18 protein-coding genes are annotated in these 26,318 nt (G+C 70.2%); 6 read left to right on the top strand and 12 right to left on the bottom strand.

Annotated features, from left to right (window positions below; translation table 11 throughout):
• Positions 1 to 19 precede the first annotated feature (19 nt).
• The gene (locus ACYCO6_RS27910; RefSeq protein WP_459765386.1) at positions 20 to 1,216 is read right to left on the bottom strand and encodes an MFS transporter; all 1,197 of its coding nucleotides are present in this window, start codon (positions 1,214 to 1,216) and stop codon (positions 20 to 22) included.
• A 62-nt stretch (positions 1,217 to 1,278) separates the two neighbouring features.
• On the opposite strand from ACYCO6_RS27910, the gene ACYCO6_RS27905 reads away from it, so the two are divergent.
• Positions 1,279 to 2,091 carry an AraC family transcriptional regulator gene (locus tag ACYCO6_RS27905; protein ID WP_459765383.1) on the top strand — a complete coding sequence of 271 codons (813 nt, stop codon included), beginning with the start codon at positions 1,279 to 1,281 and terminating at the stop codon, positions 2,089 to 2,091.
• A 7-nt stretch (positions 2,092 to 2,098) separates the two neighbouring features.
• Here the strand turns inward: ACYCO6_RS27905 and hmpA are convergent, their stop codons facing one another.
• Complete coding sequence (gene hmpA / locus ACYCO6_RS27900; RefSeq protein WP_459765381.1) at positions 2,099 to 3,340, bottom strand: NO-inducible flavohemoprotein; 1,242 nt, start codon at positions 3,338 to 3,340, stop codon at positions 2,099 to 2,101.
• A gap of 193 nt (positions 3,341 to 3,533) precedes the next feature.
• On the opposite strand from hmpA, the gene ACYCO6_RS27895 reads away from it, so the two are divergent.
• Positions 3,534 to 4,025, top strand: a complete 492-nt coding sequence (locus tag ACYCO6_RS27895) for an Rrf2 family transcriptional regulator (protein ID WP_459765379.1) — start codon at positions 3,534 to 3,536, stop codon at positions 4,023 to 4,025.
• Positions 4,026 to 4,035: 10 nt separating this feature from the next.
• On the opposite strand, the gene ACYCO6_RS27890 is transcribed toward ACYCO6_RS27895, so the two are convergent.
• The 9 genes from ACYCO6_RS27890 to ACYCO6_RS27850 all read right to left on the bottom strand — a co-directional run bounded on the left by ACYCO6_RS27890 (position 4,036) and on the right by ACYCO6_RS27850 (position 18,002).
• Complete coding sequence (locus tag ACYCO6_RS27890; protein ID WP_459765378.1) at positions 4,036 to 5,142, bottom strand: microcin C ABC transporter permease YejB; 1,107 nt, start codon at positions 5,140 to 5,142, stop codon at positions 4,036 to 4,038.
• Between the two features lie 4 nt (positions 5,143 to 5,146).
• Complete coding sequence (locus ACYCO6_RS27885; RefSeq protein WP_459765376.1) at positions 5,147 to 7,009, bottom strand: extracellular solute-binding protein; 1,863 nt, start codon at positions 7,007 to 7,009, stop codon at positions 5,147 to 5,149.
• A complete protein-coding gene (locus ACYCO6_RS27880; RefSeq protein WP_459765374.1) occupies positions 7,006 to 8,919 on the bottom strand; it encodes an extracellular solute-binding protein in 1,914 nt (637 codons plus the stop codon). The genes ACYCO6_RS27885 and ACYCO6_RS27880 overlap by 4 nt, the downstream gene beginning before the upstream one ends.
• Before the next feature lie 275 nt (positions 8,920 to 9,194).
• Positions 9,195 to 11,279: a hypothetical protein gene (locus ACYCO6_RS27875; RefSeq protein WP_459765372.1), complete on the bottom strand. Its 2,085-nt coding sequence runs from the start codon at positions 11,277 to 11,279 to the stop codon at positions 9,195 to 9,197.
• A 217-nt stretch (positions 11,280 to 11,496) separates the two neighbouring features.
• Entirely contained in the window at positions 11,497 to 14,316 is a 2,820-nt protein-coding gene (locus ACYCO6_RS27870) for a DUF4159 domain-containing protein (protein WP_459765370.1), read from the bottom strand.
• A gap of 7 nt (positions 14,317 to 14,323) precedes the next feature.
• Positions 14,324 to 15,235: a DUF58 domain-containing protein gene (locus ACYCO6_RS27865; RefSeq protein ID WP_459765368.1), complete on the bottom strand. Its 912-nt coding sequence runs from the start codon at positions 15,233 to 15,235 to the stop codon at positions 14,324 to 14,326.
• Between the two features lie 2 nt (positions 15,236 to 15,237).
• The gene (locus ACYCO6_RS27860) at positions 15,238 to 16,242 is read right to left on the bottom strand and encodes an AAA family ATPase (protein WP_459773764.1); all 1,005 of its coding nucleotides are present in this window, start codon (positions 16,240 to 16,242) and stop codon (positions 15,238 to 15,240) included.
• Between the two features lie 268 nt (positions 16,243 to 16,510).
• On the bottom strand, positions 16,511 to 17,263 hold the full coding sequence (gene map, locus ACYCO6_RS27855; RefSeq protein WP_459765366.1) for a type I methionyl aminopeptidase: 753 nt from the start codon (positions 17,261 to 17,263) through the stop codon (positions 16,511 to 16,513).
• Positions 17,264 to 17,453: 190 nt separating this feature from the next.
• Positions 17,454 to 18,002, bottom strand: coding sequence for a formaldehyde-activating enzyme (locus tag ACYCO6_RS27850; RefSeq protein WP_459765364.1), 549 nt, complete (start codon positions 18,000 to 18,002; stop codon positions 17,454 to 17,456).
• Between the two features lie 509 nt (positions 18,003 to 18,511).
• On the opposite strand from ACYCO6_RS27850, the gene ACYCO6_RS27845 reads away from it, so the two are divergent.
• Positions 18,512 to 21,646 carry a rhamnan synthesis F family protein gene (locus ACYCO6_RS27845; RefSeq protein WP_459765362.1) on the top strand — a complete coding sequence of 1,045 codons (3,135 nt, stop codon included), beginning with the start codon at positions 18,512 to 18,514 and terminating at the stop codon, positions 21,644 to 21,646.
• Between the two features lie 19 nt (positions 21,647 to 21,665).
• A complete protein-coding gene (locus tag ACYCO6_RS27840; RefSeq protein ID WP_459765360.1) occupies positions 21,666 to 23,201 on the top strand; it encodes a glycosyltransferase family 2 protein in 1,536 nt (511 codons plus the stop codon).
• A gap of 183 nt (positions 23,202 to 23,384) precedes the next feature.
• Here ACYCO6_RS27840 and ACYCO6_RS27835 read toward each other — a convergent pair whose 3' ends face one another.
• Positions 23,385 to 24,650 (bottom strand): FAD-dependent monooxygenase, encoded by a 1,266-nt coding sequence (locus ACYCO6_RS27835; protein ID WP_459765359.1) that lies wholly within the window; start codon positions 24,648 to 24,650, stop codon positions 23,385 to 23,387.
• 102 nt (positions 24,651 to 24,752) lie between these two features.
• Here ACYCO6_RS27835 and tesB point away from each other — a divergent pair, with 102 nt between their 5' ends.
• Both tesB and ACYCO6_RS27825 read left to right on the top strand, forming a co-directional pair.
• On the top strand, positions 24,753 to 25,652 hold the full coding sequence (gene tesB / locus ACYCO6_RS27830) for an acyl-CoA thioesterase II (RefSeq protein WP_459765358.1): 900 nt from the start codon (positions 24,753 to 24,755) through the stop codon (positions 25,650 to 25,652).
• Between the two features lie 300 nt (positions 25,653 to 25,952).
• On the top strand, positions 25,953 to 26,291 hold the full coding sequence (locus tag ACYCO6_RS27825) for a P-II family nitrogen regulator (protein WP_010683623.1): 339 nt from the start codon (positions 25,953 to 25,955) through the stop codon (positions 26,289 to 26,291).
• Positions 26,292 to 26,318 lie beyond the last annotated feature (27 nt).

Here is a 26,318-nt window from a genome sequence, read left to right as displayed (position 1 = left end):
GGACCCGCAAACGGCCCTGCTACTCCGCGGCCGCCAGGGTGGGCCGCCCGCCGCCCTGCGTCAGTTTGAGGAAGCCGAGCGCCGAGAGCCAGATCACGGCTCCGCAGGCGGAGGCGACGCCGAGGACCAGCGCGAAGCCGCCGCGATCGTGCAGGAGCGCGATGGCCGGCACCACGAAGCCGCTCGCCGTGAAACCCACAAAGTAGCGCACGCTGTAGGCCCGCGCCCGATAGGCGGGCGGCACGTAGCGGGCGATCATCGCGTCATTGATCACCACCTGCCCGTAGATCGCCGTCATGGCGAGGACGAGCCCGGCGAGCAGCGGCAGGCCGGTGGCGACGGACGCGATCCCGAGCCCCAGCGGCTGCAGCACCGAGAGCGCCACGAACAGGGACGGCAGGCTGTAGCGGTCAATCAGGCGGCCCATCGCCAGCTGCATCAGCGCGCCGAATAGGAACACCAGAGTCGCGAGCGAGCCGGTGAGGGCCAGCGGCAGCGCCTGGCCGATCCCTTCGTCGATCACCTTGGGCAGACTGATTGTCGTCAGGTTGAAGGTCAGGCCGCCGGCGAAGATCGACAGGGCGAACATCGCCATCAGCGCCCACGGTCGGGTCACCGGAATGACAGCCGCGCCCCCGGCCTTCTTGCCTGCGGTCTCGCCGTCGCCCGGCACCAGCGCCAGGAAGGCGGCCCCGCAGGCGAGACAGACGAGGCCCGGCACCACGAAGGCCGCGCGCCAACCGGCGGTGGCGGCGAGCAGCGCGGTGACGCCGGACGCCGAGGCTGCACCGAAATTGCCCCAGACGCCGTTGATGCCGAGGTCGCGCCCGAGCCGGCGTGCATGGGTGACCAGCATGGTCGAGCCCACCGGGTGGTAGATCGCCGAGGCGAGGCCGAGCACGCAGAGCCAGAGGGCGAAGCTCAGCGGCGTCGAGGCGCTCGCCACGCCGAGGCAGGACAATCCGTAGCCGAGAAAGAAGACCGCCAGCATGGTGCGGCGTCCGAACCGGTCCGCGAGCCAGCCCATCGGCAGCGAGCACAGGCCGAAGGCCACGAAGGCGCCGGTGGCGAGCCCGATGAGCTCGCCGTAGCCCAGTCCCGTCTGGGCGGCGATGGCGATGACCGCCGTCGGGTAGATCAACAGCACGAAATGGTCGAGGGCGTGCGCGATGTTGACGAAGCGCAGGGTGCGGCGGGACAGCGTATCCGAATCCATCGCGGCGTATCCTCCGGGATCCCACGCTGATAGCGTGACCCGATGGAGGTGTCGGGCCGGATATGTATGCGAACGGGCCATTCTCGTCGGCGACAGGCGCTCATGCCGGGCGCTCGACCGATGCTGCCGACTATCAGGACGTGCCCCGGCCCGTCGCGGTGATGCCGAAGGCCTACGCCGCCGGGATGCACCTTGATCGGCACTTCCACCCGCGGGCGCAGCTCCTCTACGCGACCGCCGGCCTGATGATGGCCTTCGCTGATGACGGCACCTGGGTCGTGCCCGAGGGCCATGCGCTGTGGATCCCGCCGCGCCTTCCCCACGCCGTGGCGACCCACGGGCCGGTGGCGTTGTGCTCGGCCTATCTCGACCCAGCGGCGGTGGCGTCCTTCCCGCGGAGTTGCCGGGTCATCGCGGTCTCGCCGCTGCTCGCCACCGCCCTCGCCGCGCTGGCGGAGGAGCCGGTCCTTTACGAGGAGGCCGGCCGCGGCGGCCATCTCGCCGCCCTGGTGCTCGACGAAATCGGGCGCGCCCCCGCCACGCCGCTCGCCCTGCCGCTCCCGCGCGACCCGCGCCTGCGCCGGGTCTGCCTCGGGCTGATCGAGGACCCGGCCTCGGAGGACGATCTCGACGCCTGGGCCGACCGCGCCGGTGCGAGCCGGCGCACGCTGACCCGCGGGTTCCGCTCCGAGACCGGATTGAGTTTCGGCGACTGGCGAGCGCGAGCCCGGGTGATCCGGGCCCTGGCGCTGGCCGCCGACGGCCGGCCACCGCGGGCGGTGGCGGCCGCGGTGGGCTACCGGAGCGCCCAGGCGCTGCGCGCGACCGTGGCGCGGGTGCTGGGCCCGGAGCGCGCCCCGGGCCTGCCGGACTGAGCGCCGCTCACGCCGCCTGCCGCGGTTCTTCGATCAGCTCATCCGCCGGACCGAAGAACTCGAAGCGAATACGCTCGGCCGGGATGCCCTGCCGCTGAAGCCCGGTTACCAGCGCGCTGAGGAACGGCTTGGGACCGCAGAGATAATAGGTGGCCTCCTCACGGGGCGTCTGCGCCACGAGCCAGTCTGCGCTGATCAGGCCGGTTGCGTCGTAGTGATCGCCCTGCCGATCATGCGCCTCCGGCTCCGCGTAGAAGGTGTGTAACCGGACCTTCTCGTTGCCGGCGGTCAGCGCCTTCGCGTGATCACGCATCGCGTGCACACGGCCGTTGAGCGCCCCGTGGACGTACCAGGTCGGCCGGTCCGGGCTCTCCGCCGCGATGGTCTCCAGCATGCTGATCATCGGGGTCAGCCCGACGCCGCCGCTGACAAGCACAACCGGGGCGTTCGACGCCCGGTCGAGGAAGAAGTCACCGGCCGGTGGTGCCGCGCGAAGCACCGTCCCGTATCTGGCGTGATCGTGCAGCCAGTTCGAGACGATCCCGGCCGGCTCGTCTGCCGCGCCCTCGCGCTTGACGGTGATGCGGTAGGCCCGGTCGTTCGGCGCGCAGGAGATCGAGTAGTTCCGCTTCAGGACACCGCGCCCCGGCAGGTCGAAGAGGAAACCGAGATACTGCCCCGGCTGGTGGCGCAGCACCGGGCCGCCATCGGCAGGCACCAGGACGAAGGAGCGGATCGTCTCGCTCTCCCGCGCCACGCTCTCGACCACAAAGTCACGCCAGCCGTTCCAGCCGCCCGGCTTGGCCGCGAGATCGCGATAGATCGTGGCCTCCCGCCCGATCAGCAGTTCCGCCAGGAACCAGTATGCCTCGCCCCAGGCCGCGCAGATCTCAGGCGTGGCAGCCTCCCCGAGCACGTCGCCGATCGCGCCCAGCAGGGCATCGGCCACGTAGGGGTAGTGCTCCGGCAGAATGTTCAGCGCGACATGCTTCTGCGCGATGCGCTCGACCGCCCCCGCGAGGACGCCGAGATTGTCGATGTTGCGCGCATAGGCGAGCACCGCCTGGGCCAGGGCTTTCGGCTGCGAGCCGGTCTCGCCGTGATGGGACTGGTTGAAGAGGTCGCGGATCGCCGCGTTCTGGAAGAGGCGCTCGTACATGCGCTTCGTGATGGTCAGGCCGTGAGCCTCAAGGGCCGGCACGGTGGCCTTGATGATCGCGACGGTGGCGGGAGACAGCGGAGCGGGCATGTCACAGCTCAAAAGGTGTATCGAACATGAATCTTTTAGCGGGGGCCTCGAAAAGATGCAAGGCGAATACATCTTATATCGATGGCCATTGTCACTGCGCCGACGGTGGTGCCGGGCTATCACACCACGTCCGGATCGGAGCCGTGGCGCCACGCGCATCGCACCACGGTACGGCTAGTCTTCTGGAGTTGAGATGCGTCTGACCCGCTACACGGACTACGCTCTGCGCACCCTGATTTACGTCGGCCTGCACGAGCCCGAGCAGAGTTCGATCGCCGCGATCGCGCGCGCCTACGGCATTTCGGAGAACCACCTGACCAAGGTGGTTCATCAACTGGGACGGCTGGGCCTGATCCGGACGATCCGCGGTCGGGGCGGAGGCCTTCGGCTGGCGAAGCCGCCGGGGGAGATCGTTGTCGGCGCGGTCGTGCGCCAGACCGAGGATGATCTGGTGCTGGTCGAGTGCTTCGGCGGGGGGGCCTGCGCGATCACGGCCTCGTGCCGGCTCCGGAGGGTGCTGAGCGAGGCGCTGGCGGCATTCCTCGCGGTGCTCGACCGCTACACGCTGGCGGATCTCCTGGGCGGACCGGACGGGGATGCGATCGCGCAGCTCCTGGGCTTGGCCGCTCCTGCCGCTGCGGACGGAGCGCCTGCGGCCGCGGTCGCGGATCTGCCGGAGGGTTGACGGCAGGTCTTCAGGTCGCCCGCGCGGAGAAATCGATGCGTGGATCAATCCAGACGTAGATCAGATCCGAGAGCAGGTTCACCGCGAGCCCGAGCAGCGAGAAGATGTAGAGCGTGGCGAACACCACCGGATAGTCGCGGCCGACGATCGCCCGGAAGGACAATTCGCCGAGTCCATCGAGGGAGAAGATCGTCTCGATCAGGAGCGAGCCGGTGAAGAATGCCGAGATGAAGGCGCCGGGAAAGCCCGCGATCACGATCAGCATGGCGTTGCGGAAGACGTGGCCGTAGAGCACACGCCGCTCGGAGAGGCCCTTCATCCGCGCGGTCAGCACGTACTGCTTGCGGATCTCGTCGAGGAACGAGTTCTTGGTGAGCAGGGTCGAGGTGGCGAAGGCGCCGATCACCAGGGCGGTGAGCGGCAGCACCATGTGCCACGCGTAGTCGGTGACCTTGTGCCAGGTGGAGAAGCCCTCCCAGCCCTCGCTGGTCAGTCCGCGCAGCGGGAACCACTGGTAGAAGGAGCCGCCCGCGAACAGGATGATCAGCATCAGGCCGAACATGAAGCCCGGGATCGCGTAGCCGATGATCACCACGAAGGAGGTCCAGCGGTCGAACCGCTCACCGTCCTTCACGGCCTTGCGGATGCCGAGCGGGATCGAGATCGCGTAGGACAGGAGCGTCATCCACAGGCCCAGCGAGATCGAGACCGGCAGGCGCTCCTTGATGAGCTGGATCACCGTCACGTCGCGAAAATAGCTGCGCCCGAAGTCGAAGCGGACGTAGTCCCACAGCATCTTGGCGAAGCGTTCCGGCGCCGGCTTGTCGAAGCCGAACTGCTTCTCCAGCTTGGCGATGAATTCCGGGCTCAAGCCTTGCGCGCCGCGATAGCGGGAACTCGCCTCGCCCCCGCCGCCCGACGGCCGGCTACCGCCGCCGAGGTCGCCGGAGCCGCCGGTCACGCGCGACAGCGTGCCGTCGCGCTGGCCCTGCAGCTGTGACAGCACCCGCTCCACCGGGCCGCCGGGGGCGAACTGCACGATGGTGAAGGTGATCAGCATGATCCCGAACAGGGTCGGGATCATCAGGCCGATGCGGCGCAGGATGTAGGCGAGCATGGCGTCACTCCCGCCCGATGCGCTTGGCCTTGTCGGCGTCGAACCACCACGTGCCCGGGGCGCCGAGGTCGTATTTCGGCGGGTTGGCCGGGCGGCCGTACACGTCCCAGAGCGCGAGGCGATGGGTCGAGGCGTACCACATCGGCACCCAGTAGCGCCCGGCCCGCAGCATCCGGTCGAGGGCCCGGCAGGCTGTGGTGAGCTCCGCCCGGGACTTGGCGTCGGCCATGGCGGTGAGGAGCGCGTCGATCGCCGGATCCGCGATCCCCGACAGGTTGTTGGACCCCGCGGTCCTGGCCGCCCGGGAGCCGTAGGTCTCGCGCAGCTCCGCCCCCGGCGTCACGCCGCTGCTGTAGCGGCGTGCGGTGAGATCGAAGTCGAAATCCTTGAGGCGGGCCTGGTACTGCGACGGATCGACGGTGCGCAAACTCGCCTTGATTCCCAGCAGCCCGAGATTACGGATGAAGGGTTGGGTGACCGCCTGGAAGACCGGATCATCGTCCAGGAATTCGAGGGTCAGGGGCTGGCCACCGGGCAGCGTGAGGTTGCCCCCTTGGCGGGTGCAGCCCGCCTCCCGCAGCAATGCGTCGGCGCGCTTGAGCAGGGCCCGGTCCTGGCCGGACCCGTCCGAGACAGGAGGCCCCCAGGCCTCGCCGAACACCTCGGGGGGAAGGTCCTTGAAGGGCTCCAGCAGGGCGAGTTCCTCGGCCGAGGGCTTGCCCGTCGCCTTGAGGTCGGAATTCTCGAAGAACGAGGCGGTGCGCGTATAGGCCCCGTACATCAGATTCCGGTTCGACCATTCGAAGTCGAAACACAGCCCGATCGCCTCGCGCACCCGGGGATCGCGGAAGGCCTCCCGGCGGGTGTTGATCCACCAGCCCTGCGTGCCGCTCGGCCGCGCATCCGGCACCATCTCGCGGACGACGCGGCCCTCGGCTAGGGCCGGGAAGTCGTAGCCTGTGGCCCAGACCCGGGCGGTGAATTCCTCGCGGAACGTAAAGGCGCCGCTCTTGAACGCCTCGAACGCCACGGTCCGGTCGCGAAAGTACTCATAGCGGATCGTGTCGAAGTTGTTCTGGCCGACATTCACAGGCAGGTCGGCCGCCCAGTAATCCGGCACCCGCTCCAGACCGATGGAGCGGCCGGGGTCGACCGTGCCGACCCGGTAGGGGCCCGAGCCCAGCGGGGCCTCCAGCGTCGAGGCCTCGAAGTCGCGGCCGCCGTAATAGGCCGCCGAGAAGATCGGCAATTGCGACACGAACAACGGCAGGTCGCGTGCACGGTCCTGCGCGAAAGTGACGAGCAGCCGGTCATCGCCCTCGGCCCGCGCATCGGTCATGGCGCGGATCACCTCGGCGATCTCCGGGTGGCCCTTCTCGCGCAGGAGCTTGAGGCTGAAGGCGGCATCCCGCGCGGTGAGCCGCGAGCCGTCGTGGAACCGGGCCTGCGGGCGGAGAGAGAACGTGTAGGTCAGGCCATCCGGGCTCACCGAGACGGAGCGCGCCGCTAGCCCGTAGACGGCGTCCGGCTCGTCGAGAGCGCGGACCATCAAGCTGTCGAAGGTCAGGTTCATCCCGGCGGCACCCTCGCCGCGCAGCACGTAAATGTTGAGCGTATTGAAGGTGTTAAGCGCTTGGTTGCCGATCGACGACGAGAGCTGGCCCGAGAAGCGACCGCCGCGGGGCGCCATCGGGTTCACGTAGTCGAAATGCTCGAAGCCAGGGCCGTATTTCAGCTCGCCGAAGCTGGAGAGGCCGTGGCGCTCCGCTTCGGCTGCCCAGGCCCGGCGCGCGGGCCGGATCGCCGCGAGGGCACCGGCGCCGAGGACGAAGCCGCGCCGGCTCGGCCTCCAGAGACCGCCCCTCAACGGGGCACCCCGGTCTTGGCGGCGAGCTTCTCGTCGTACCACCACGTCGTCGGGAAGCCGGAACTGGCGTAGAGCGGCAGGATCGCCGGGTGGCTGAACCGGTTCCAGCGCAGGGTCCGCTGCTGGTTCGAGGACCATTGCGGCACGACGTAATCGTGGGCGAGCAGCACCCGGTCGAGCGCCCGCGTCGCCGCGATCACGGTGGGCCGGTCCTTGGCGAAGATCACCTTCTCGATCAGGGCGTCGATGCCAGGATCCTTGATGCCGATCAGGTTGCGCGAGCCGGGCTTGTCGGCCGCCGCCGAGCCCCAGTACTCGCGCTGCTCGTTGCCCGGCGAGAGCGACTCGCCCCAGCTCGACGTGGTGACATCGAAGTCGAAGTTGCGAATGCGGTTCTGGTACTGGGCCTGGTCGATCACCCGCAGGGTGGCGTCGATGCCGATGAGCTTCAATTGGGCCGAGAACGGCAGGATCACCCGCTCGAAGGTGTTCTGGAATTCCAGGAACTCGACCGTGAGTGGCTCGCCCGTGGCCTTGTTGACCATCTTGCCGCCGCGCAGCTCGTAGCCCGCCTCGCGCAGCAGGCCGACGGCCTCGCGCAGGTTCTTGCGCACGGCCTCGGGGCCGCCGTTCACCGGGTTGGTGTAGGGCGTGGTGAAGACCGACGGCGGGACCTTGTCCTTGACGCTCTCGAGGATCGCCTTCTCCTCGCCTTCCGGCAGACCCGAGGAGGCCAGTTCCGAGCCGAAGAAGTAGGAGTCGATCCGCTTGTACAGACCGTAGAACAGGGCCTTGTTCATCTCCTCGTAGTTCATCGCGAGATTGAAGGCCCGGCGCACGCGCGGGTCCTTGAACTTGTCCCGGCGGGTGTTGAATACGAAGGCCTGCATGATGCCCATGCCGCGGTCGGGGAACGCCTCCTTGATCAGGCGCCCTTCCTTCACGGCCGGGAAATCGTCGTAGGCCGTGGCCCAGTTCCGGGCGATGTTCTCGACGCGGAAATCGTAGAGGTCACCCTTCAGCGCCTCGACCAGCACGGTGCCGTCGCGGAAGTACTCGTAGCGCTCGGTGTCGAAGTTGTAGCGCCCGGCATTCACCGGCAGGTCCTTGCCCCAGTAATCGGGCACGCGGGTGTAGGTCGCGGTGCGGCCGGGCTCGAACTTGGCGAGCCGGTACGGGCCGGAGCCGAGCGGCGGCTCGAGGGTGGTCTCGGTGACGCTGCGGGGTTTCCCGTTGGCGTCCTTGGCGGTCCACCAATGCTTCGGCAGGACGCGGAGCTGCCCGATCACCTGCGGCAACTCGCGGTTGCCGATTTCGGTGAAGGTGAAGGTGACCTCGTGCGGCCCGGTCACCTCGGCCTTGGCCACGGTCTGGTAATAGGCGGCGTAGAACGGACTGTTGGCCTTCAGCACGTCGAAGGACCAGACCACGTCCTCGGGCGTGATCGGCTTGCCGTCGTGCCAGCGGGCGTTCTCGCGCAGCCGGTACGAGACGGAGCCGAGATCGGGGGCGACCCGCACCGCCTCGGCGAGCAGCCCGTAGGAAGTGAACGGCTCGTCCGAGGACTCGGTCATCAGCGTATCGTAGATCTGCTGGACGCCGCCTTCGAGGTCGCCCTTCAGGCCGGACACGACGATGTTGAAGTTGTCGAACCCGCCCTGCGCGCCGAGGCGCACCGTCCCGCCCTTGGGTGCGGCCGGGTCGGCATAGTCGAAATGCTTGAAGTCGGGGCCGTATTTCGGCTGACCCATCAGCGTGATCGCATGGGTCCACTGCCCGTTGGCGGCCGGCGGGGTGGCCGGCGTCGACGGCATCGCGGCCGGTTCCTGCGCATGGGCCGGGGCGAACTGGAGACAGGCGACGAGGAGCGTCGCAGCGAGGAGGCGTCCAGTCACGGTCTGCGCTGTCACGGGCAGGCTGTCTCCGTTGCGTCGGGCCGCGCGGGGCGCGGGTTTCATCGGGTCACCGAGGGTGCTCATAGGGCGGCAGCTTCCCGCCGTCGACCGTGCGCACCCGCACAGCACCGGCCCGTGGCACCGCTTCGATCACCCGACGAGGCGCGAGGCCCCCCGCACCTAAGTCGGGCCTGCCCGACTTGGGCTCTCGGGTGCGGATCTCGGGCAGGCCGGGGATCCGTCGGAAGAGGGGGCATGTCGCGGCACGGTTCCGATCGAGGAGAAGCCGGTCACACTGCCCGCCCACGTCTGCCCTCGACCAGCCACATGGCGAGGAGAGCCGCCGCCAGCGCCGCCAGGGCGGCGAGGCCCAGCGCCAACGGATAGACCTCGACGCCGCGGATGTTGGCGCTGTCGCTCGGCCGGAAGCCGATCCAGTCGCCGCCCGCCAAGCGGCCGCTGCGCACCAGCGCGAGACGCGGCACCTGGGTGCCACCACCGGCCTCGGCGACCCGGCGGACCGAGCCGCCCGAGCCCTCCGCGACCGCCTTCAGGCGCTCGGTGTCGCTGAACACGTCCGCGAGTTCGCGCGGATTGGCCGGGCCGACGCTGACGAACGCCACGAGGTTGCCCGCGCGCAGGGTGTGCAGTCCCAGCGTCTCGGCGTCGAAGGTGGCGGTGAACAGGCCGGGCTCGCTGGGCTTGAGCGTCAGCGTCGTCACCTTGCCGGTGGGGCCGGTCACGGTGACGGGCTCGGCCTGATCCGACATGGTCTGGCGTTCGACGCGCACCTCTCGGCCGCGGCCGGTGGTCTGGGCGCGCAGAGCCTCTTCCTCCAGGGCCGGTTCTTTCATCAGCCAGTGGGCGAGCCGGCGCAGCAGGTCGAGATAGGGGCCGCCTTCCTGGTAGCCCCGGGCCCAGAGCCAGGCATGGTCGGACAGGAGCAGGGCGACCCGGCCCTTGTCCTCCCGCGACAGGGCCAGCAGCGGCAGGCCCTCAGTCCCCGACAGGATCGGCTGGATGCCGGGCCGGGTGCGCGCCTCGACGATCCGCAGCCAGTCGCCCCAGGCGGGCGGGTTCGCGTCCGACCCCGGCAGGGCGCGGGTGACCGGATGACGCTGGCCGACCTGCGTCGGTGTCGCCTTGTAGGGCCGCTCGACGACGCGCCCGTCCGGGTCGCCCGGCAGGATGCCGGCGAGCCGCGTGCGGGCGAGGCTTGCCGGCCCGGCGAATTCGGGCCCGGCCGCGATCAGCAGGGCGCCGCCCTCCCGGACGTAGCGGACGATGTTGTCGAAATAGGCCTGCGGCAGCACGCTCTGGTTGGCGTAGCGGTCGAAGATGATCAGGTCGAAGTCCTTGATCTTCTGGACGAACAGCTCGCGCGTCGGGAAGGCGATCAGGGAGAGTTCCGAGATCGGCGTGCCGTCCTGCTTCTCCGGCGGGCGCAGGATGGTGAAGTGCACGAGGTCGACGTTGGCGTCCGACTTCAGCAGGTTGCGCCACGTCCGCTCGCCCTGGTGCGGCTCGCCGGAGACGAGCAGCACCCGGAGCTTCTCGCGGATGCCCTCGATGGGCAGCACCGCACGGTTGTTGACGGTGGTGAGCTCGCCCGGCAGCGGCTCGACCTCGATCTCAACCACGTTCGGCCCGCCGTGCTCGATCCGGGTGGTGAGCGAGAACGGCTTGTCGGTGGCCACGTCCCGCCGGCCGATCTCCTCGCCGTCGCGGCGCACGGTCACGACCGCGTGGCCGGTGCCGCCGCGCTCCATCACCTCGGCGCGGATCGTCAGGTCCTTGCCGACGATACCGAAGCGGGGCGCCTCCAAGAGCTTGATCTGCCGGTCACGCTCGTCCGGATGACCGGTGACGAGGACGTGGAGCGGCGCCTTGATGCCGAGCTGGGCCATGGAGGCCGGGATGTCGTGGACCACGCCGTCCGTGAGCATCACGATCCCGGCGAGCCGCTCCGGCGGAACGTCGGCCAGCGCCTGGCCCAGTGCCGTGAACAGCTTGGTACCGTCGTCGCCGTCCTTGGCGTCGGGTACGTCGATGAAGCGCGGCTCGATGTTGGCAAGGGCTCCGAAGCGGCGCTGCAACTCGGCGCGGACCGCATCGGTCATCTGCGGGCGGTCGCCGAGCTGCTGGGATCCGGACCGGTCGACCACGATGGCCGCCACATCCTTCACGGGCTCGCGGTCCTCGCGCACCAGGGCGGGGTTGGTCAACGCCGCCAGCACCAGGGCGAGAACCAGGGCGCGCAGCAGCGCGGTCCGGCCCCGGGCCAGGATGGCGAACACCGCCAGGACGGCGACGATGACGCCCAGGACGATCAGAATCGGCCAGGGCAGGAGCGGGGTGAAGCTGAGGCTCAGCATGACGATCCGGCCTCTGTGATGTGTGTGATCCGGACGGCGGTATCCTTGTCAAACTCCCTCATCCTGAGGTGCCGCGTCAGCGGCCTCAAAGGAGGGCTCCAGGGGTCGCACGGCCATCTGGAGGCCTCCTTCGAGGCCTCCGCTGCGCTCCGGCACCTCAGGATGCGGTGATCTGACGGAGGCAGGCATCGCCCGGCGAGTCTGTTGTGTTCAGCCCTCACTGCCCCAGCCGCTCCAGCAGCGCGGGCACGTGGACCTGATCCGCCTTGTAGTTGCCGGTCAGCGTGTACATCACGATGTTCACGCCCCCGCGGAATGCCATCTCGCGCTGGCGCTGGTCGCCGCCCACCACCGGGTAGAGCGGCTCGCCCCGGCGGCCCACCGCCCAGGCGGCGGCGAGGTCGTTGCCCGTGATGATGATCGGGCTCACCCCGTCGCCGGCCCGGGCCGGGCGGCGCTCGGCACCCTCGGCAGCCGGCGGCAGGGCCTCCACCCAGGTCTGGCCGGTGGCGTAGCGGCCCGGAAAGCTGTCCACGAGGTAGAACGCCTTGGTCAGCACGTGGTCAAGGGGTACCGGCTCCAGCTCCGGCACCTCGAGCGTTGCCAGCATCTTGCGGAGATAGGCGGCCTCCGGGGAGGGCGGTCCGCCGGGCCGGGCGGTGAGCGCGTCGCGGGTGTCGAACAGGACGGTGCCGCCGTTGCGCATGAACGCGTCGATCTTGCGGATCGCGGCTTCCGAGGGCTGCGGCCGCGAGGGCGCGATCGGCCAGTAGATCAGCGGATAAAAGGCCAGTTCGTCCTTGGCGGGATCGATCCCGGCGGGCTCGCCCGGCTCCAGAGCGGTGCGGGAGGCCAGCATCTGCGTCAGGCCGGTGAGCCCCGTCCGGCTCGCCTCGTCGATGGCGGCGTCGCCCGTGACCACGTAGGCGAGGCGCGTCACCAGCGCCGATTCGATGCCGTTCGGCCGGTTGGCCGGCGGCTCCTCGGCGCGCACGGGCTGTCCCGGCAGGGCGGCGAACACCATCAGGCCCGCAAGCGCCAGGACGGCCGCGCGCCCGCGCAGGCGGGTCGCCAGTCCGCCGCGGCGCAGGAAGCCGCCGAGCCAGAGGCCCGCCAGCGTGTCGAGGGCCAGCAGCAGCAGCGCCAGGGTGAACAGGGCCGGGCGCAGGTCCAGGGTCTCGGCTCCGGCCAGCGAACCGATGCGGGCGCCTTCCAGGGCCGCCGTGTCCAGGGGCTTCAGCCGGTCGTCCGGTTTGAGGGCGTTCACGCTGATGCCTCCGTCCGGCGGACCGTAGAAGCCCGGCGGGTGTTCGGAATTCGCCCGGTCGGCGTAGTCCGCCGCCACCGCGGTGGCCGAGGCCGGAGGGGAGCCGAGCGCCCCGAACCCGTCGAGGGTCACCCGGGGGGCGAGGACCGGGGCGGCCGCCCGTGGAGTCTCGCCCTGGGGCGGGGCCGTCGTGCCGGCGAGCGCCACGACGCGCCGGAGCATATCGATGAACAGGCCTGAGAGCGGCAGATTCGACCAGGTCGTGTCGGCGGTCACATGGAACAGCACGATCGTTCCCTGGCCGCGCTTCTGCGCGGTCACGATCGGGGTGCCGTCCTGGAGCGACGCCCAGGTCCGGTTCGGCAGGTCACCGTCCGGCTCGGCCAGGATCTGGCGGCGGACGCCGATATCGGCCGGCGGCTTCAGGCCCGCGAAGGGGCTCTCGGGCGGGAAGGGCGCCAGGGTCTTGGGGCTGTCCCACGAGAGGGTTCCGCCGAGAGTCCGGCCGCCGCGACGCAGGCGCACGGGCACCAGCGGATCGCTGCCGGCGGCGAGCCGCGGGCCGGCGAAGCGCAGCAGCATCCCGCCCTCCTTCACGAAGGTCTCGATCCGGGCCGTCGTCCTCTCGTCCAGCGCGCCGACATCGGCGAGCACGAGGACCGAAACCTGATTGTCGAGGAGCTGGTTGATCGAGTCCGCCGTGCCCTTGGCGCCCCGCGGCTCCTGCACGTCCGCGAAGGGCTGGAGCGCGCGGGACAGGTAGTAGGTCGGCGCCAGCAGGGGCTGGGCCTGGTCGAGGGTGCCGCCGAAGACGAGGCCGACCCGGCGCCGCTTGCCGCGCTCGTCCTGTAGCACCACGGCGCCGGCCGAGCGCTCGCCCGCGATCTCCAGGCGGCTGATGCTGTTGCGCAGCTCCACCGGCATCTCGAAGGTCGCGTCCGCCTCGGTGGCGTCGATTGCGAAGGCGAAGTCGCGCTCGGCGAGGGGAAGGCCCTTCTGGTCCAGCGCCCGGATCACTCCGGCGTCCCGCCCGTTCGGGGCCGCCCGCAGGACATGCGTGACGAGCTTGCCGGCATTTTCGGTGGCGGTGAGGGCGAGGGCGGGCGGCTTGTCTGCGCGCAGCACGGTGAGGGCGCCGCCGCTGCCGCCGACGAGGTCGGCGAGGCCCTTTGCGAAGCGGTCGTCGTTGGCGCCGGCGACGCCGTCGCTGATCCAGACGAGGCCGGCAGCCTGATTCTTCTCCAGGAAGGCGCCGATAGTCGCGAGATGCGCGTCCCGCGCGGGCAGGATCGGGCGCGGCGCGATGGCGCGCAGCCGCTCCAGGGCGGCGGCCGGCGTCTTCGCCTCGAACGCCGCAGGGACGTCCGCGAGGCCGATCACCGCCACCGGCCGGCCGTCTCGGGCCGCGCCCTCCACGGCGTCGGTGGCGACGCGCAGCCGGTCGCGCCAGTCGTGGGCGGCGGGAAAGCCGTTGTCGAGGAGCACGAGGAGCGCGCTGCGGCCGCTGCCGGCCCCGATGCCCCCGGCGTTCCAGACCGGGCCGGCCACCGCCAGGATCAGGGCGGCGGCGATTAAGAGGCGCAGGATCAGCAGCCAGGGCGGCGTGCGCGCGGGCGTCTGCCGCTGCGGGATCAGATCGGCGACGAGCTTGAGCGGCGGGAAGTTGATCCGCCGCGGGCGCGGCGGCGTGACCCGCAGCAGGAACCACAGGGCCGGAAGGCCGATCAGGGCGGCGAGCGCCAGGGGCGCCGCGAAGGTCAGACCGAGCATGGCGGCTTCAATCCGTGCCGCGCGCGGCGATCAGCGTGGCGAGCCGCAGGGCCGCCTCGCTCGCCGGCCGGTCCGTGCGGTGGATCGTCAGCGTCCAGCCCTGCCCGCGGGCGATGGAGGCCAACGCAGCCCGGTGTTCGGCGATCCGGGCGCGGTAGCGCGCACCCCAGGCATCGGCGTCGCCGATATCCAGGCTGAGGCTGCCTTCGAGGTCGTGCAGCACGGCCTGCCCTGTGAAGGGGAATGTCTCCTCGATCGGGTCCACCACCATCAGCAGGTGGCCGCGGCTGCCGCGGCCGGCGAGGCTCTGCACCGAGGCCGCGATCCTGTCGGGCGCAGTGAGGAAGTCGCCAATCAGGACCACCTCGTCGAAACGGGCGGGGTTCGCCCGGGGCGGCAGGTCCTGATTAAGGCCGGCACTGTCGGCGACGAGGGCCTGGGCCATCCGCTCGACAATACCCCGGGAGGCGGTGGCCCGGGTGAGGCCGAGGAGACCGACCCGCTCGCCACCCTCCACGAAGGCGTCGGCCAGCGCCAGACCGAGGATGAGCGCCCGCTCGACCTTCGGCGCCGACGCGAGGTCCGATGCGAAGCCCATGGAGGCCGAGCGGTCGATCCAGAGCCATATGTTGTGGGCGGCTTCCCATTCGCGCTCGCGCACGTAGAGCCGGTCGTCCCGGGCGGAGCGGCGCCAGTCGACCCGCGCGGCGGCCTCGCCGGTGACGAAGGGGCGGAACTGCCAGAAGCTCTCGCCAGGCCCGGCCCGGCGGCGGCCGTGGAGGCCGTGGGCCAGCAGGCTCGAGACGCGCCGCGCTTCCAGGACGAGGCGGGGCATCTTGTCCGACAGGGCGGTCGCGCCCTCGCTCTCGCGCCTGCCGGGTACGCGCCTGCCAGCGTCGAGGGCGTTCGTCGCAACCAAAGTCAGAGCTTCTCCGCGAGCTTGGCGATCAGGCCCTCGATGGTCTCGCCGTCGGCGCGGGCGGTGTAGCTCAGCGCCATCCGGTGCTTGAGCACCGGCTCGGCCAACGCCTTCACGTCGGCTACGGAAGGCGCGATCCGACCCTCGATCAGCGCCCGGGCGCGGGCGGCCAGCGTCAGCGCCTGGCTGGCGCGGGGACCGGGCCCCCAGAGGAGCTTGCCCTTCACGATCGCGTCGCCACTGTCCGGTCTGGCCGCACGGACGAGGTCGAGGATCGCCTCGACGACGGCCTCGCCCACCGGCAGGCGGCGCACGAGGCGCTGGGCGGTGAGAAGCTGCTCGGTGGACATGACGGCGCGGGGGCGCGCCTCGTCGACGCCGGTGGTCTCGATCAGGATCCGGCGCTCGGCGGCGCGGTCGGGGTAGCCGACGTCGATCTCCAGGAGGAAGCGGTCGAGCTGCGCCTCGGGCAGCGGGTAGGTGCCCTCCTGCTCGATCGGGTTCTGCGTTGCCAGCACGTGGAACGGCCGCGGCAGGTCGTGGCGGGCGCCCGCCACCGAGACGTGGCCCTCCTGCATGGCCTGGAGCAGGGCCGACTGCGTCCGTGGGCTCGCCCGGTTGATCTCGTCGGCCATCAGGAGCTGGGTGAAGACCGGCCCCTGCACGAAGCGGAACGAGCGGCGGCGCTCGGCATCCTCCTCCAGGATCTCGGTGCCGAGAATGTCGGACGGCATGAGGTCCGGGGTGAACTGCACGCGCCGCGCGTCGAGCCCCAGCACGGTGCCGAGCGTTTCCACGAGCTTGGTCTTGGCGAGGCCGGGCAGGCCGACCAGCAGGCCGTGACCGCCCGCCAGGATGGTCACGAGTGCGAGATCGACGACCTTCTCCTGCCCGAAGATCACCCCGTGGATCGCCTCCCGCGCCGCACCGACGGCGGCGAGGCAGCTCTCTGCGGCCGCCACGATGCCGTCGTCGAGGGTGGTGGCCGGGCTGATCGCCTGCGTCATGCCGATGTCCATCTCCTGCCCGAGGCCCCGCGGGACCTCGCCGGTCATTCCGACAAGTGTGGGGCTTCTCATGCCGGGCTGGCAAGGTCGGGATCGCCGCACGCCGTTTCGCGGTCGCAACCGGGCATCAGAGCCAGAGCGCGGTGCTGTGCGGGCCGGGTCCGGATCGCGCAGCTCAACGGCGCAGGGGATGACCGCCAGATAGCGGGCGGCGCGCTAGGTCCAGTGGCTCGACGGTGGAGGCCTGATCCCAGGACCGGCCGTGCCCCTAATGTCCCGGCATCGTCAGAACCAGCGGTCCGCTGCGTGTCGCCACGACGGTGTGCTCGTACTGAACCGTCGGAGCCCTTGGCCGGCTGTAGAGGGTCCAGGGATCGTCGCCATCCTCGGCGAATTCGGCGCCCAGCGACAGGAACGGCTCGACAGTGAACACGAGCCCCTCCGTCATGATCCGGCGCTCAGAGGCGTCGGGCCACGTCGCGATCTCGGTCGGCTCCTCGTGGAGCGACAGGCCGACGCCGTGGCTGGCGAGATTGCGCACCAGCGTGTAGCCATTTTTGCGCGCGAAGTCGCCGATCGCCCGGCCGATGCCTGCCAGCGGCTTGCCGGTGCCGACCTGACGCAGTCCCGTCCACATCGCCCGGCGTCCGTCCTTGCAAAGCCGCTCGACCCTGCGGGTCACCGGCGGAACGGCAAACGACGCTCCCGTGTCGGCGAAGTAGCCGTCCTTCTCTGCGGAGACATCGATGTTGACCAAGTCGCCCGGCCTGATCCGGCGGTCACCCGGGATGCCGTGCGCGATCCGCTCGTTGACGCTGATGCAGGTCGCGCCGGGAAAGCCGTAGACCATCTCGGGCGCCGGGCGGGCCCCGGCCGCGTCCAGGTAGTCTCGTCCGATCCGATCGAGTTCGCGCTCGGTGATACCGGGCTCGATAGCCTTGCCCATCATCTCCAGCGTATCGGCGACGATGCGCCCGATCCTCTTCAATCCGATCAGGCCATCTTCGCTGGATACGGTCACGGCATCTCTTTTCGCAAAACCTCACGCGGTCCGATTTCGGCGAACCTGAACGGCCGCTTCCCGCAAACGCGCTCGTGTCTGCGGCCCACCCGCCGGTTCGGACACTGGACAGGCGAACGCTTTCCGAGCCGGGCAGAGAAGGGTCCGACCGAAAGCGCGGACCCTTCTCCAGTGTCGGCCGGGGAACCCGTCAGATTTTCCCTTCGAGGCCCATCTTGTAATACTTGTGCACGATCTTGTCCTGGTTCTCCAGGAGCCAGTCGATCGACGGCTCGTTGGTCATGGCCTTGCGGATCGCCTCGGTCATGCCCTTGCGCTGGATCTCGAACAGCGCCTTGTGGTCGACCGTCTCGGCCTCGATCACGCCGGGGCTCAGCCAGACCGAGCAGATGATGCCGAGGTCGTTGGCTTTCTCCTTCGGGATGTAGCCCGCCCGCACGGCGTCGAGCACGCCGTTGGCGATGGCGAACTGCACCGTGCCCATCAGGATCGACGTGTACTTGCTCTCGGTGACGCTGACCTTGGAGACGCAGAGCGTCACCGGGCGGACCGTGATGTCGGTGTTCAGCAGCGCGAAGACGCGGCTGTGGCCCACCACTTGGTCGCCCGTCAGCGTCGCGAGTGCGGTGCCGACCGGCCCGTCGAGTTCACCGATGATGACTTCCGGCTCGGAGGCCGTGTTCGGAGGGCCGCCCGCCACAAGAGCTTCGCCGGCGCGGAGGATGATGCGTTCGCTCATAGCAGTAGGCTCCATCGGTTGGGGCGCTAGGGACGGCGGCCCGCGTCCGTCAAGTCGGGCGGACCATCGCTTCGGGCTCGGTCAGCATGTTCAGCGGCTTCCCGGCCGGCAGTCCGTCCTTGAGGACGAGGCCAGCCACCGGGCGGCTCTCCTTCCAGGCGCGCCGCGCGCCCGGGAACGCGCCTCGTATACGAATGGGACGGCGGCCGGATAGGCGATCGGCTGATTTTTCGGGGGTCGACGCCCTGACGGCGCGCGGCCGTTCCGGCGGCGGTCCCACATGGGAGGGTGCGGCGCCGCCGATCCGGACCCGGGGCGGGGGAGCATCGGCTTCCGGACCGCCGGCCTGCCCTGCACAGCCCTGGGTCTTGGCGCGGGCCGGCCGGACCATTAGGAAGGCGCCTGAGCCGGGGCGGTCGTGCCCGCGATCGCCGGCCGAACCCCCTGATGTCTCTCGCGGATCGCGGCGTGGGCAGCTTTGCGGGCTTCCCGCGTATCCGGACGATGCCATGCGCCTTCGAGATGTGTTCGCCGCCGGGTCTTCGGAGAGCGCCGGCCTCGCCGGGGCCGCCCAATCCCTCGCGCGCCCGCTCACCCGGCGCCTGAAGCGGCGGCGCCGCAGCGAGCCCCGGCAGGCCGATCTTGTCCGGGCCGTGAAGGAGTCGGGTCTGTTCGACGCGGCCTGGTACGCGCGGCGCTATCCCGACGTGGTCGGCGAAGGCCTCGATCCCGCGCTCCACTACGCGGTCCATGGCGGGCGCGAGGGGCGCTGGCCGCACCCGCTGTTCCACGGCGACCTCTACCTCGACGCCGTACCCGGGCTGCGCGCCGAGGGTGTGAACCCGCTAATCCACTATGTCGAGCGAGGTGCCGAGGCCGGCATCAAGCCCAACCCGCTGTTCGATCCGGACTGGTACGCCGAGCGTCATCTCGGCGGTGCCGAGCACCGCGCCCAGGCGTTCTTCCACTTCCTGAAGAGTCCCGATGCCGACCCGTCGCCGCTCTTCGACACCGCTTGGTACCGCTCCCGCTATCCGGATGCCCGGGCGGCGGGGGGCAACGCCCTCAGCCACTACTACGAGACCGGCCGGAAACAGGGTTACCTGCGCAACCCGGAGGAGTTCGCCGGGCTGTCGCGTCACGTCGACCTGATCCGCCGGTCGGGCCTCTTCGACGCCGAGTTCTACCGCGCGCGCTGCCCCGAGGCCGAGACGAGCGGCCTCGAGCCCCTGGAGCACTACGTCATGGCCGGCGGCTACCGCCGGTACGCGCCCCATCCGCTGTTCGATCCCGACTGGTACGCCGCGCAGGCCCCCGCGGTGCGGGCCGAGAGCCTCAACCCGCTCGTGCACTTCCTGGAGCACGGTGCCGCTGAAGGACTCGATCCGGGGCCCTGGTTCGACACCCGCTGGTACACCGAGACATATCTCGCGGACGACGAGACCGGGCAGAACCCGCTTTCCCACTTCCTGGCCGACAAGGGCGTGCACACCAGCCCGTCGCCGCGCTTCGACGCGCCGTGGTACCTGGCGCGCTACCCGAAGGTCGCCGTGCTCGGCCTCAATCCGCTGGTCGACTATGTGACGACCGGGCTGGAGGCGGGGCGCCTGACCCGACGCGTGGCCTCCGCTTCGGTGACCGAAGCCGCCGAGGCTCGCATCTCCTGCCTGAAGCGGGAGCCGCGGCAGCACGGCCGCACGGCCCTGTTCATCACGCACGCGCCGGACGGCCGGATCCGGGGCCATGTCGAGCCCTACCTGAAGGCCCTCGCGGAGAACGGCGCCGATATCGTCCTGATCATCGCCGCCGACCAGCACAAGAACGCGGTCCCGCAGGCGATCCTGGATCTCTGCGCCTCTGTCTACCTGCGCGAGAACCGGGGCTTCGACTTCGCCGCCTGGGCGCATGTCCTCCTTGAGGACGACGACATTCTCGATTCCGAGACCCTCTACCTCGCCAATGACAGCCTCGTGGGCCCCCTCGACAATCGGGATTTCGCCGGGCTTCTCGCCAAGATCGATTCCTTCCCGGAGGCGGTGGTCGGGCTCGCCGACAATTTCTACTACAGCCATCATCTGCAGAGCTTCTTCCTCGCCCTGAAGAAGCGCTGCCTGTCATCCTACGCGTTCAGCCACTTCATCCAATCGGTCGCGAACTGGCCGGACAAGAACTCGGTCATCACCGAGTACGAGCTGACCTTCTCCGGCCGGATGCGGGCGGCGGGGCTGGGGATGCGCAGCCTGTTCTCGGCCCAGAACAAGCACATGACGCTGGTCAACGACCCGCGCAACAACCGCACTCTGTTCGACTGGGAGAACATGCTCGGCCAGGGCTTCCCGTTCGTGAAGCGCTCGCTGCTCGGCGAGCATGCCGCGATCGGCGGCGAGGCGGTGCGCGAGGCGATCGCCGAGCGCGGCTTCGACCTGTCCCGGCTCGACGTGACCTACACGTATCCGGGCCGCAAGCTCTGGGCGGACCTGCGCGCCCCGCAGGCTCCGGAGCGGCCCCTGCGCGTGTCGTTCGTCTCGCCGATGAACTACGCCAACGGCCTCGGTGTCGCGGCCCGCAGCTACGCCCGGGCGCTCCACCGGACGCCCTTCGCGCTGAACATCCACCCTATGGAGCGCCCGTTCCACGTCCATGCCCGGGTGGCGCCGGCCTGGCAGGCCCGGACCTTCTCGGGCCCGGCGGACGTCGCCCTGGTGCATTTCAACGGGGACAGCTGGCACTCGCTGATGAGCGAGCGGCAGCAGGCGATCGCGGCGAGCGCGCGGCTGAAGATCGGGCTGTTCGTCTGGGAGACCTCCCACGTGCCCGGGGGCTGGCTCCCCACCGTCGATGGTCTCGACGCGATCTGGGCGCCCACTGAGTTCTGCGCGGCAATCTTCCGGCAGATCACCGACATTCCGGTCGATGTCGTCCCCTACGTGGTCGAGAACGAGCCGGGCGAGCCGGCGAGCGCCGCCGCCAAGGCCAACCTGCGCAAGACGTTCGCGATTGACCCGGCCAAGCGGGTGATCCTCTACGCCTTCGACGGATCGAGCTATCTGGCCCGCAAGAATCCGCACGCGCTGATCCGGGCCTTCCGGGCGGCCGGGCTGGCGAAGGCCGGCTGGCAGCTCGTGCTCAAGACCAAGCACGTCTTCGACCTGCCCGAGGAGGGCAAGAAGCTGCTGGACCTCGTCGGCACGGCCGGGGACGTGGTGGTAATCGACCAGCCGCTCTCGCAGAACGAGCTCGGCGCCCTGTTCGAGCTCTGCGAGATCTACGCCTCGTCGCACTCCTCCGAAGGCTTCGGCCTGACGATCGCCGAGGCGATGGAGATGGGCAAGATCGTGGTCGCCACCGATTACGGCGGCTGCCGCGACTTCCTCGACGCCGCCTGCGGCTTCCCCGTCAAGGCCGAGGTCACGGCGCTCGATCAGACCTACGGCCCGTACCTGCGCGGCGCCGAATGGGGGCAGGTTGACGAGGCCGACCTCGCCCGCGCCCTGGCGGACGCGGCCCGGGCGGTGACGGGCGGGGACGCGGCCCGGATCGGCGCCGCCGCCCGGGCGCGCATCCGCGAGCGGCTGTCCATCGGCGCGGTGGCAGCTGCCATGGAGGCGAGCCTGACACGCCTGCTCGCCGCCGAGCGATCCTGACGCCCCGGAGACGCGACCCGTGTTGAAGAAGAAGCCGGTTCCGGCCCCGTCGGCCTCGTGGACTACGCTCGCTTGGCCGGCCGAGATCCTGCCTCTGCCCCTCGACGCGCAGGTCCGTCCGCTCGACGAGCGCCGGCTCGGCCAGATCGCCGCCGGCCAGATCCCGTCCTGCCGGGCGGTCTTCGTGGCCCCGGCGGCCTCGGAGCTGCGCCCCGATCTCATCGTGCATCTCCGGTCGGCGATGGCCGAGCGGCCCGATATCGGCATCTTCTACGGCGATGACGCCGTGGTGGACGGCACGAGTCAGGTCCGGAGCGTCCATTGCAAGCCGGCCTTCAACCCGGCCCTGCTCATGGCCGACGATTACATCGGATTCCCGCTCCTCATCCGCACCTCGGCCCTCGCGAGCCTGACCCCGGATTTCCCGCGGCGCCACGGGAGCGCCGCCTGGTTCAGGCTCCTGCTGGACGCGATCTCCGCAGGCATCGGTATCGACCGTATCCCGCAGACCCTGATCGCTTCGCCCCTGGAGCGCCCCAAGGCGACGCGGACCGCCCGTGCCCATACCCTCGACCGGTGGTTTGAGGCGGCCGGTGCGCCCCTGCGCACGGCCTCGGGCCTGACGCCGGACACGCTGGAGATCCGCCGGACCCTCGACACGCGGCCGCCCGTAACCCTCGTGGTGCCGACGAACCAGAGCCGACCCAAGGACGATCAGGGCCGCGTCGTGGATGGGGCCAAGCCTCACGTGATCAACCTGCTCGACAGTCTGGGCCGCAGCACCTACCCGGCCGACCGGATCCGGGTGCTGATCGGCGACGATGTGGCTGACGACGCGATCTACCGCGGCCGATCGGACCGGTTCGCCGTGACCCGCCTGCTGACCACGCGGGCACCGGGCGAACGGTTCAACTACGCGGCCAAGATGAACACGCTCTGGCGCGCGGCCGAGACCGACCTCGTCATCCTGATGAACGACGATCTCGTGGTGCGGCGGCCCGGCTGGATTGAGGCGCTCCTGACTTTCGCCCTCGACCGCGGCGTCGGCGGCGTCGGCGGCCGGCTGCTGTTTCCCACCGGCAAGATCCAGCATGCCGGCATGACCGGCGGCATCTTCGATGTCTTCGCCCATCCCTGGTACAACCGGGACGCGGCCGAGCCGACCTACGGCGACTGGGCGCTGACGCAGCGGGATTGTTCGGCGGTGACCGGCGCGCTCTTCGCCACCCGCAAGGCGGCGCTGGAGGCCGTGAACGGGTTCGACGAGGGCTTCGCCCTCGACTTCAACGACGTCGACCTGTGCCTGAAGATGCGCCAGCTCGGCTATCGCATCGTCTACACGCCCTTCGCCGAGATGGCGCACCACGAGAGCGCCTCGCGGCAGACCAGCTTCGCCCCAGGCTCGCAGATCGCGCGCTTCCTGCGCCGCTGGCACGACGTGCTCGCGGAAGATCCAGCCTACAGCCCGCAGTTGCGCACCGACACCGACGTGGTCGCCCCCCGGGCCGACGCCACGCGCTGGATCACGGAGCGGCGGGGGGAGGCCGCGGCTTAGCGCATCTTTCGCTCAGGGCCACGCCGTTAGAAGAACGCCTGTGCGCCGGCCTTTTCCACCCCCGACCTCATCAGGATGAGGGCGAGGGTGGCACGTCGCCACGCCGCCTTCGAGCCGCAGATGGGCGTCAGCGGCGCGCGAACTCCCCTGGCCCGCACCGGGCAGGAGGCCCATCGCGATCGCCTAGAGCGCCTCGCCGCGCATCAGCCGCGGCCGCGACCCACGCGAAGCCGCGGCCTCGCCGATGAAGAAGCGCTTAAGCCCCGGTAGCCGGTCCACGATCCCGAGGCCGAGGTCGCGGGCGAGCCGCAGCGGCAGGGCGTCGTTCGAGAACAGGCGGTTCAGCCCGTCGGTCGCCGCCGCCATGGCGAAGCTGTCGAAGCGCCGGGCGCGCTCGTAGGCACGCAGGACGTCCGGGCTTCCGGGATCGAGGCCGAGCCGCAACGCGCCCGTCATCGCCTCTGCGAGGGCCGCGGCGTCCGCGAGGCCGAGATTGAGGCCCTGGCCGGCGATCGGATGGATCACGTGGGCGGCGTCGCCCAGCAGCGCGAGGCGCTCGGCGCGGAACGCCCGAGCGATGCCGAAGGCCAGCGGATGCCGGCTCGGGCCGTGTTCCAGCGCGATCGTCCCGAGGTCCAGGGTGAACCGGCGCTCAATCTCCGCCAGCACCTCGTCGGGCTCCCCGGAGAGCAGAGCGTCGGCCTCGTCCGACCGCTCGGTCCAAACGATGGAGGAGCGATGGCCCAGGGAGCCTCCGTCCCGCAACGGCAGGATCGCGAAGGGTCCGGATGGCAGGAAGTGCTCGAAGGCGCGTCCCCCGTGCGGGCGCGCATGACCGATGGTCGCCACGATCCCGACCTGCGGATAGGACCAGCCGACCCAGCCGATCCGCGCCGCCTCCCGCAGGCGCGAGCGCGCCCCATCGGCAGCCACCAGCAGGTCGCCCCGGAGCTTGTCGCCGGTGGTCAGGACCGCGCGGATCGCGGCGCCATCCGGTGTCGCCCGCACCACGCCCGCCGTGACGAAGGTCACGCCCGCCACCCGGCAGGCCTCCGCCAGGGCCTCGGCCAGGGGCTCGGCCTCGACCATATGGGCGAAGGGCTCGTCCGTCGCGTGCGCGTCCTCGTCCTCCCGGCCGAAGGTGAGGAAGACCGGCCGCACCGGGTCGGCGAGGCGGCTGTCGCTGATCACCATCTCGGTGATCGGCTCGGCCGCGGCTGAGACCCGGTTCCAGAGGCCGAGCCGCTCCAGCATCCGCCGCCCGCCCGCGGCCAGCGCGTAGGCGCGGCCCCGGTGCCGTACAGGATCGGCGGCGCCCGGATCGATCACCGTCACGGCGAGCGCCGGCCCGTGAGCCTGTTTGAGGGCTAGAGCCAGGGCGAGGCTGGGCAGGCCGCCGCCGGCGATCAGGAGGCTACGGCTGCCGGGGCGGGGCATCTCGGCCGTCATCGTCGCGGATCTCCGGTGTGTGTCCCGCGTGGGGGACGCGTGGATCGTTACGTCTGAAAAGCCTATGTCGCACGCGGGCAACGAACGGAAACCCCGCGGGCCATGACCGACGCCAACACCGACGCGATGACGGATGCCGTCGCCGAGCTGATCGCCATCCTCGACTTGGAGCGCTTGGAGGTCGACCTGTTCCGGGGCCAGAACCCAAAGACGGGCTGGCGGCGGGTTTTCGGCGGGCAGGTGGTCGCGCAGGCCCTGGTCGCCGCCACCCGGACCGTGCCGGATGACCGCCCAGCCCACTCGCTGCACGCCTATTTCTTGCTGCCGGGCGATCCCCGCACGCCCATCGTCTACGAGGTCGAGCGCATCCGGGACGGACGGAACTTCACGACACGTCGGGTGAAGGCGATCCAGCACGGGCGGGCGATTTTCGCCACAACCGTCTCCTACCAGGTGGCGGAGGAGGGCCTCGTGCATCAGCCGGCGATGCCCGCTGTGGCGGGCCCGGAGGGGCTTCTCGACGGCAAGGCCCTGGCGGCGGCCGGTGGCACCGGCATGCCGGAGGCCATCGCCGCCTATTTCGGCCGCGAACGGCCGATCGATCTGCGTCCGGTCGACCTGAACCGCTACATCCCCGCCGGGACGGGGGGGCGCCCGCCCGAGCCCGTCTTCAACGTCTGGCTGCGCGCGGCCTCCGCCCTGCCGGACGATCAGGCGCTCCACCGGGCCGTGCTGGCCTATGCCTCCGATATGACCCTGCTCGACGTATCGTTGATCCCGCACGGGCGCTCGGTGTTCGATCCCACCATCCAGGCGGCGAGCCTCGACCACGCGCTCTGGTTCCACCGCCCCGTCAAGATCGACGATTGGCTCCTCTACGCGCAGGATAGCCCCGCTGCCGGCGGTGCGCGTGGCTTCGCGCACGGCCAGATCTTTGATCGAGCCGGCAACCTCGTCGCCTCCGTTGCGCAGGAAGGGCTCATCCGCCGGATCAAGGATTAAATCATGTTGGCAGACCTATGTTGCCGATTTGCCACGGCATTGATTGCTTAATTTCGAGTCGATTGCCCATCCTCCGCGCAGAACATCCCGCAGATGTGCATGGCATCTGAGCGCGCGGGGCTAATCCGTGGGCAAAATGGCCTCCTGACAAAAAGTTCCCGGTCAAGCTTACCTGGCATAGTCCTTGAATGGTGACGCCCAACCGCGGGCCATCCCAAGCCTGCGGGCGACCCGGGCCGGGTCGTCCCGCAGGACGGGTGACGGCAACGGTTCCCAAGTATTTCGAAGGGGGCGTCGCCCATGAAAATCGTGATGGCCATCATCAAGCCATTCAAGCTCGAGGAGGTGCGCGACGCGCTCACCGGAATCGGCGTGCACGGCCTGACGGTGACGGAGGTGAAGGGTTACGGCCGGCAGAAGGGTCACACCGAGATCTACCGCGGCGCGGAATACGCGGTGAGCTTCCTGCCCAAGCTGAAGATCGAAGTCGCCGTCGCCTCCGACCTGACATCGAGCGTGATCGACGCCATCGCGGGGGCTGCCCGCACCGGACAGATCGGCGACGGCAAGATCTTCGTGATGCCGCTGGAGAAGGCGGTGCGCATCCGGACCGGCGAAACCGACGCCGACGCCCTCTGATCGGCGCTCGCTGATCCGCGGCTCGGC

It is taken from the genome of Methylobacterium sp. CM6257, from assembly GCF_054611515.1.
This window is presented reverse-complemented; position numbering and strand designations above follow the sequence as displayed.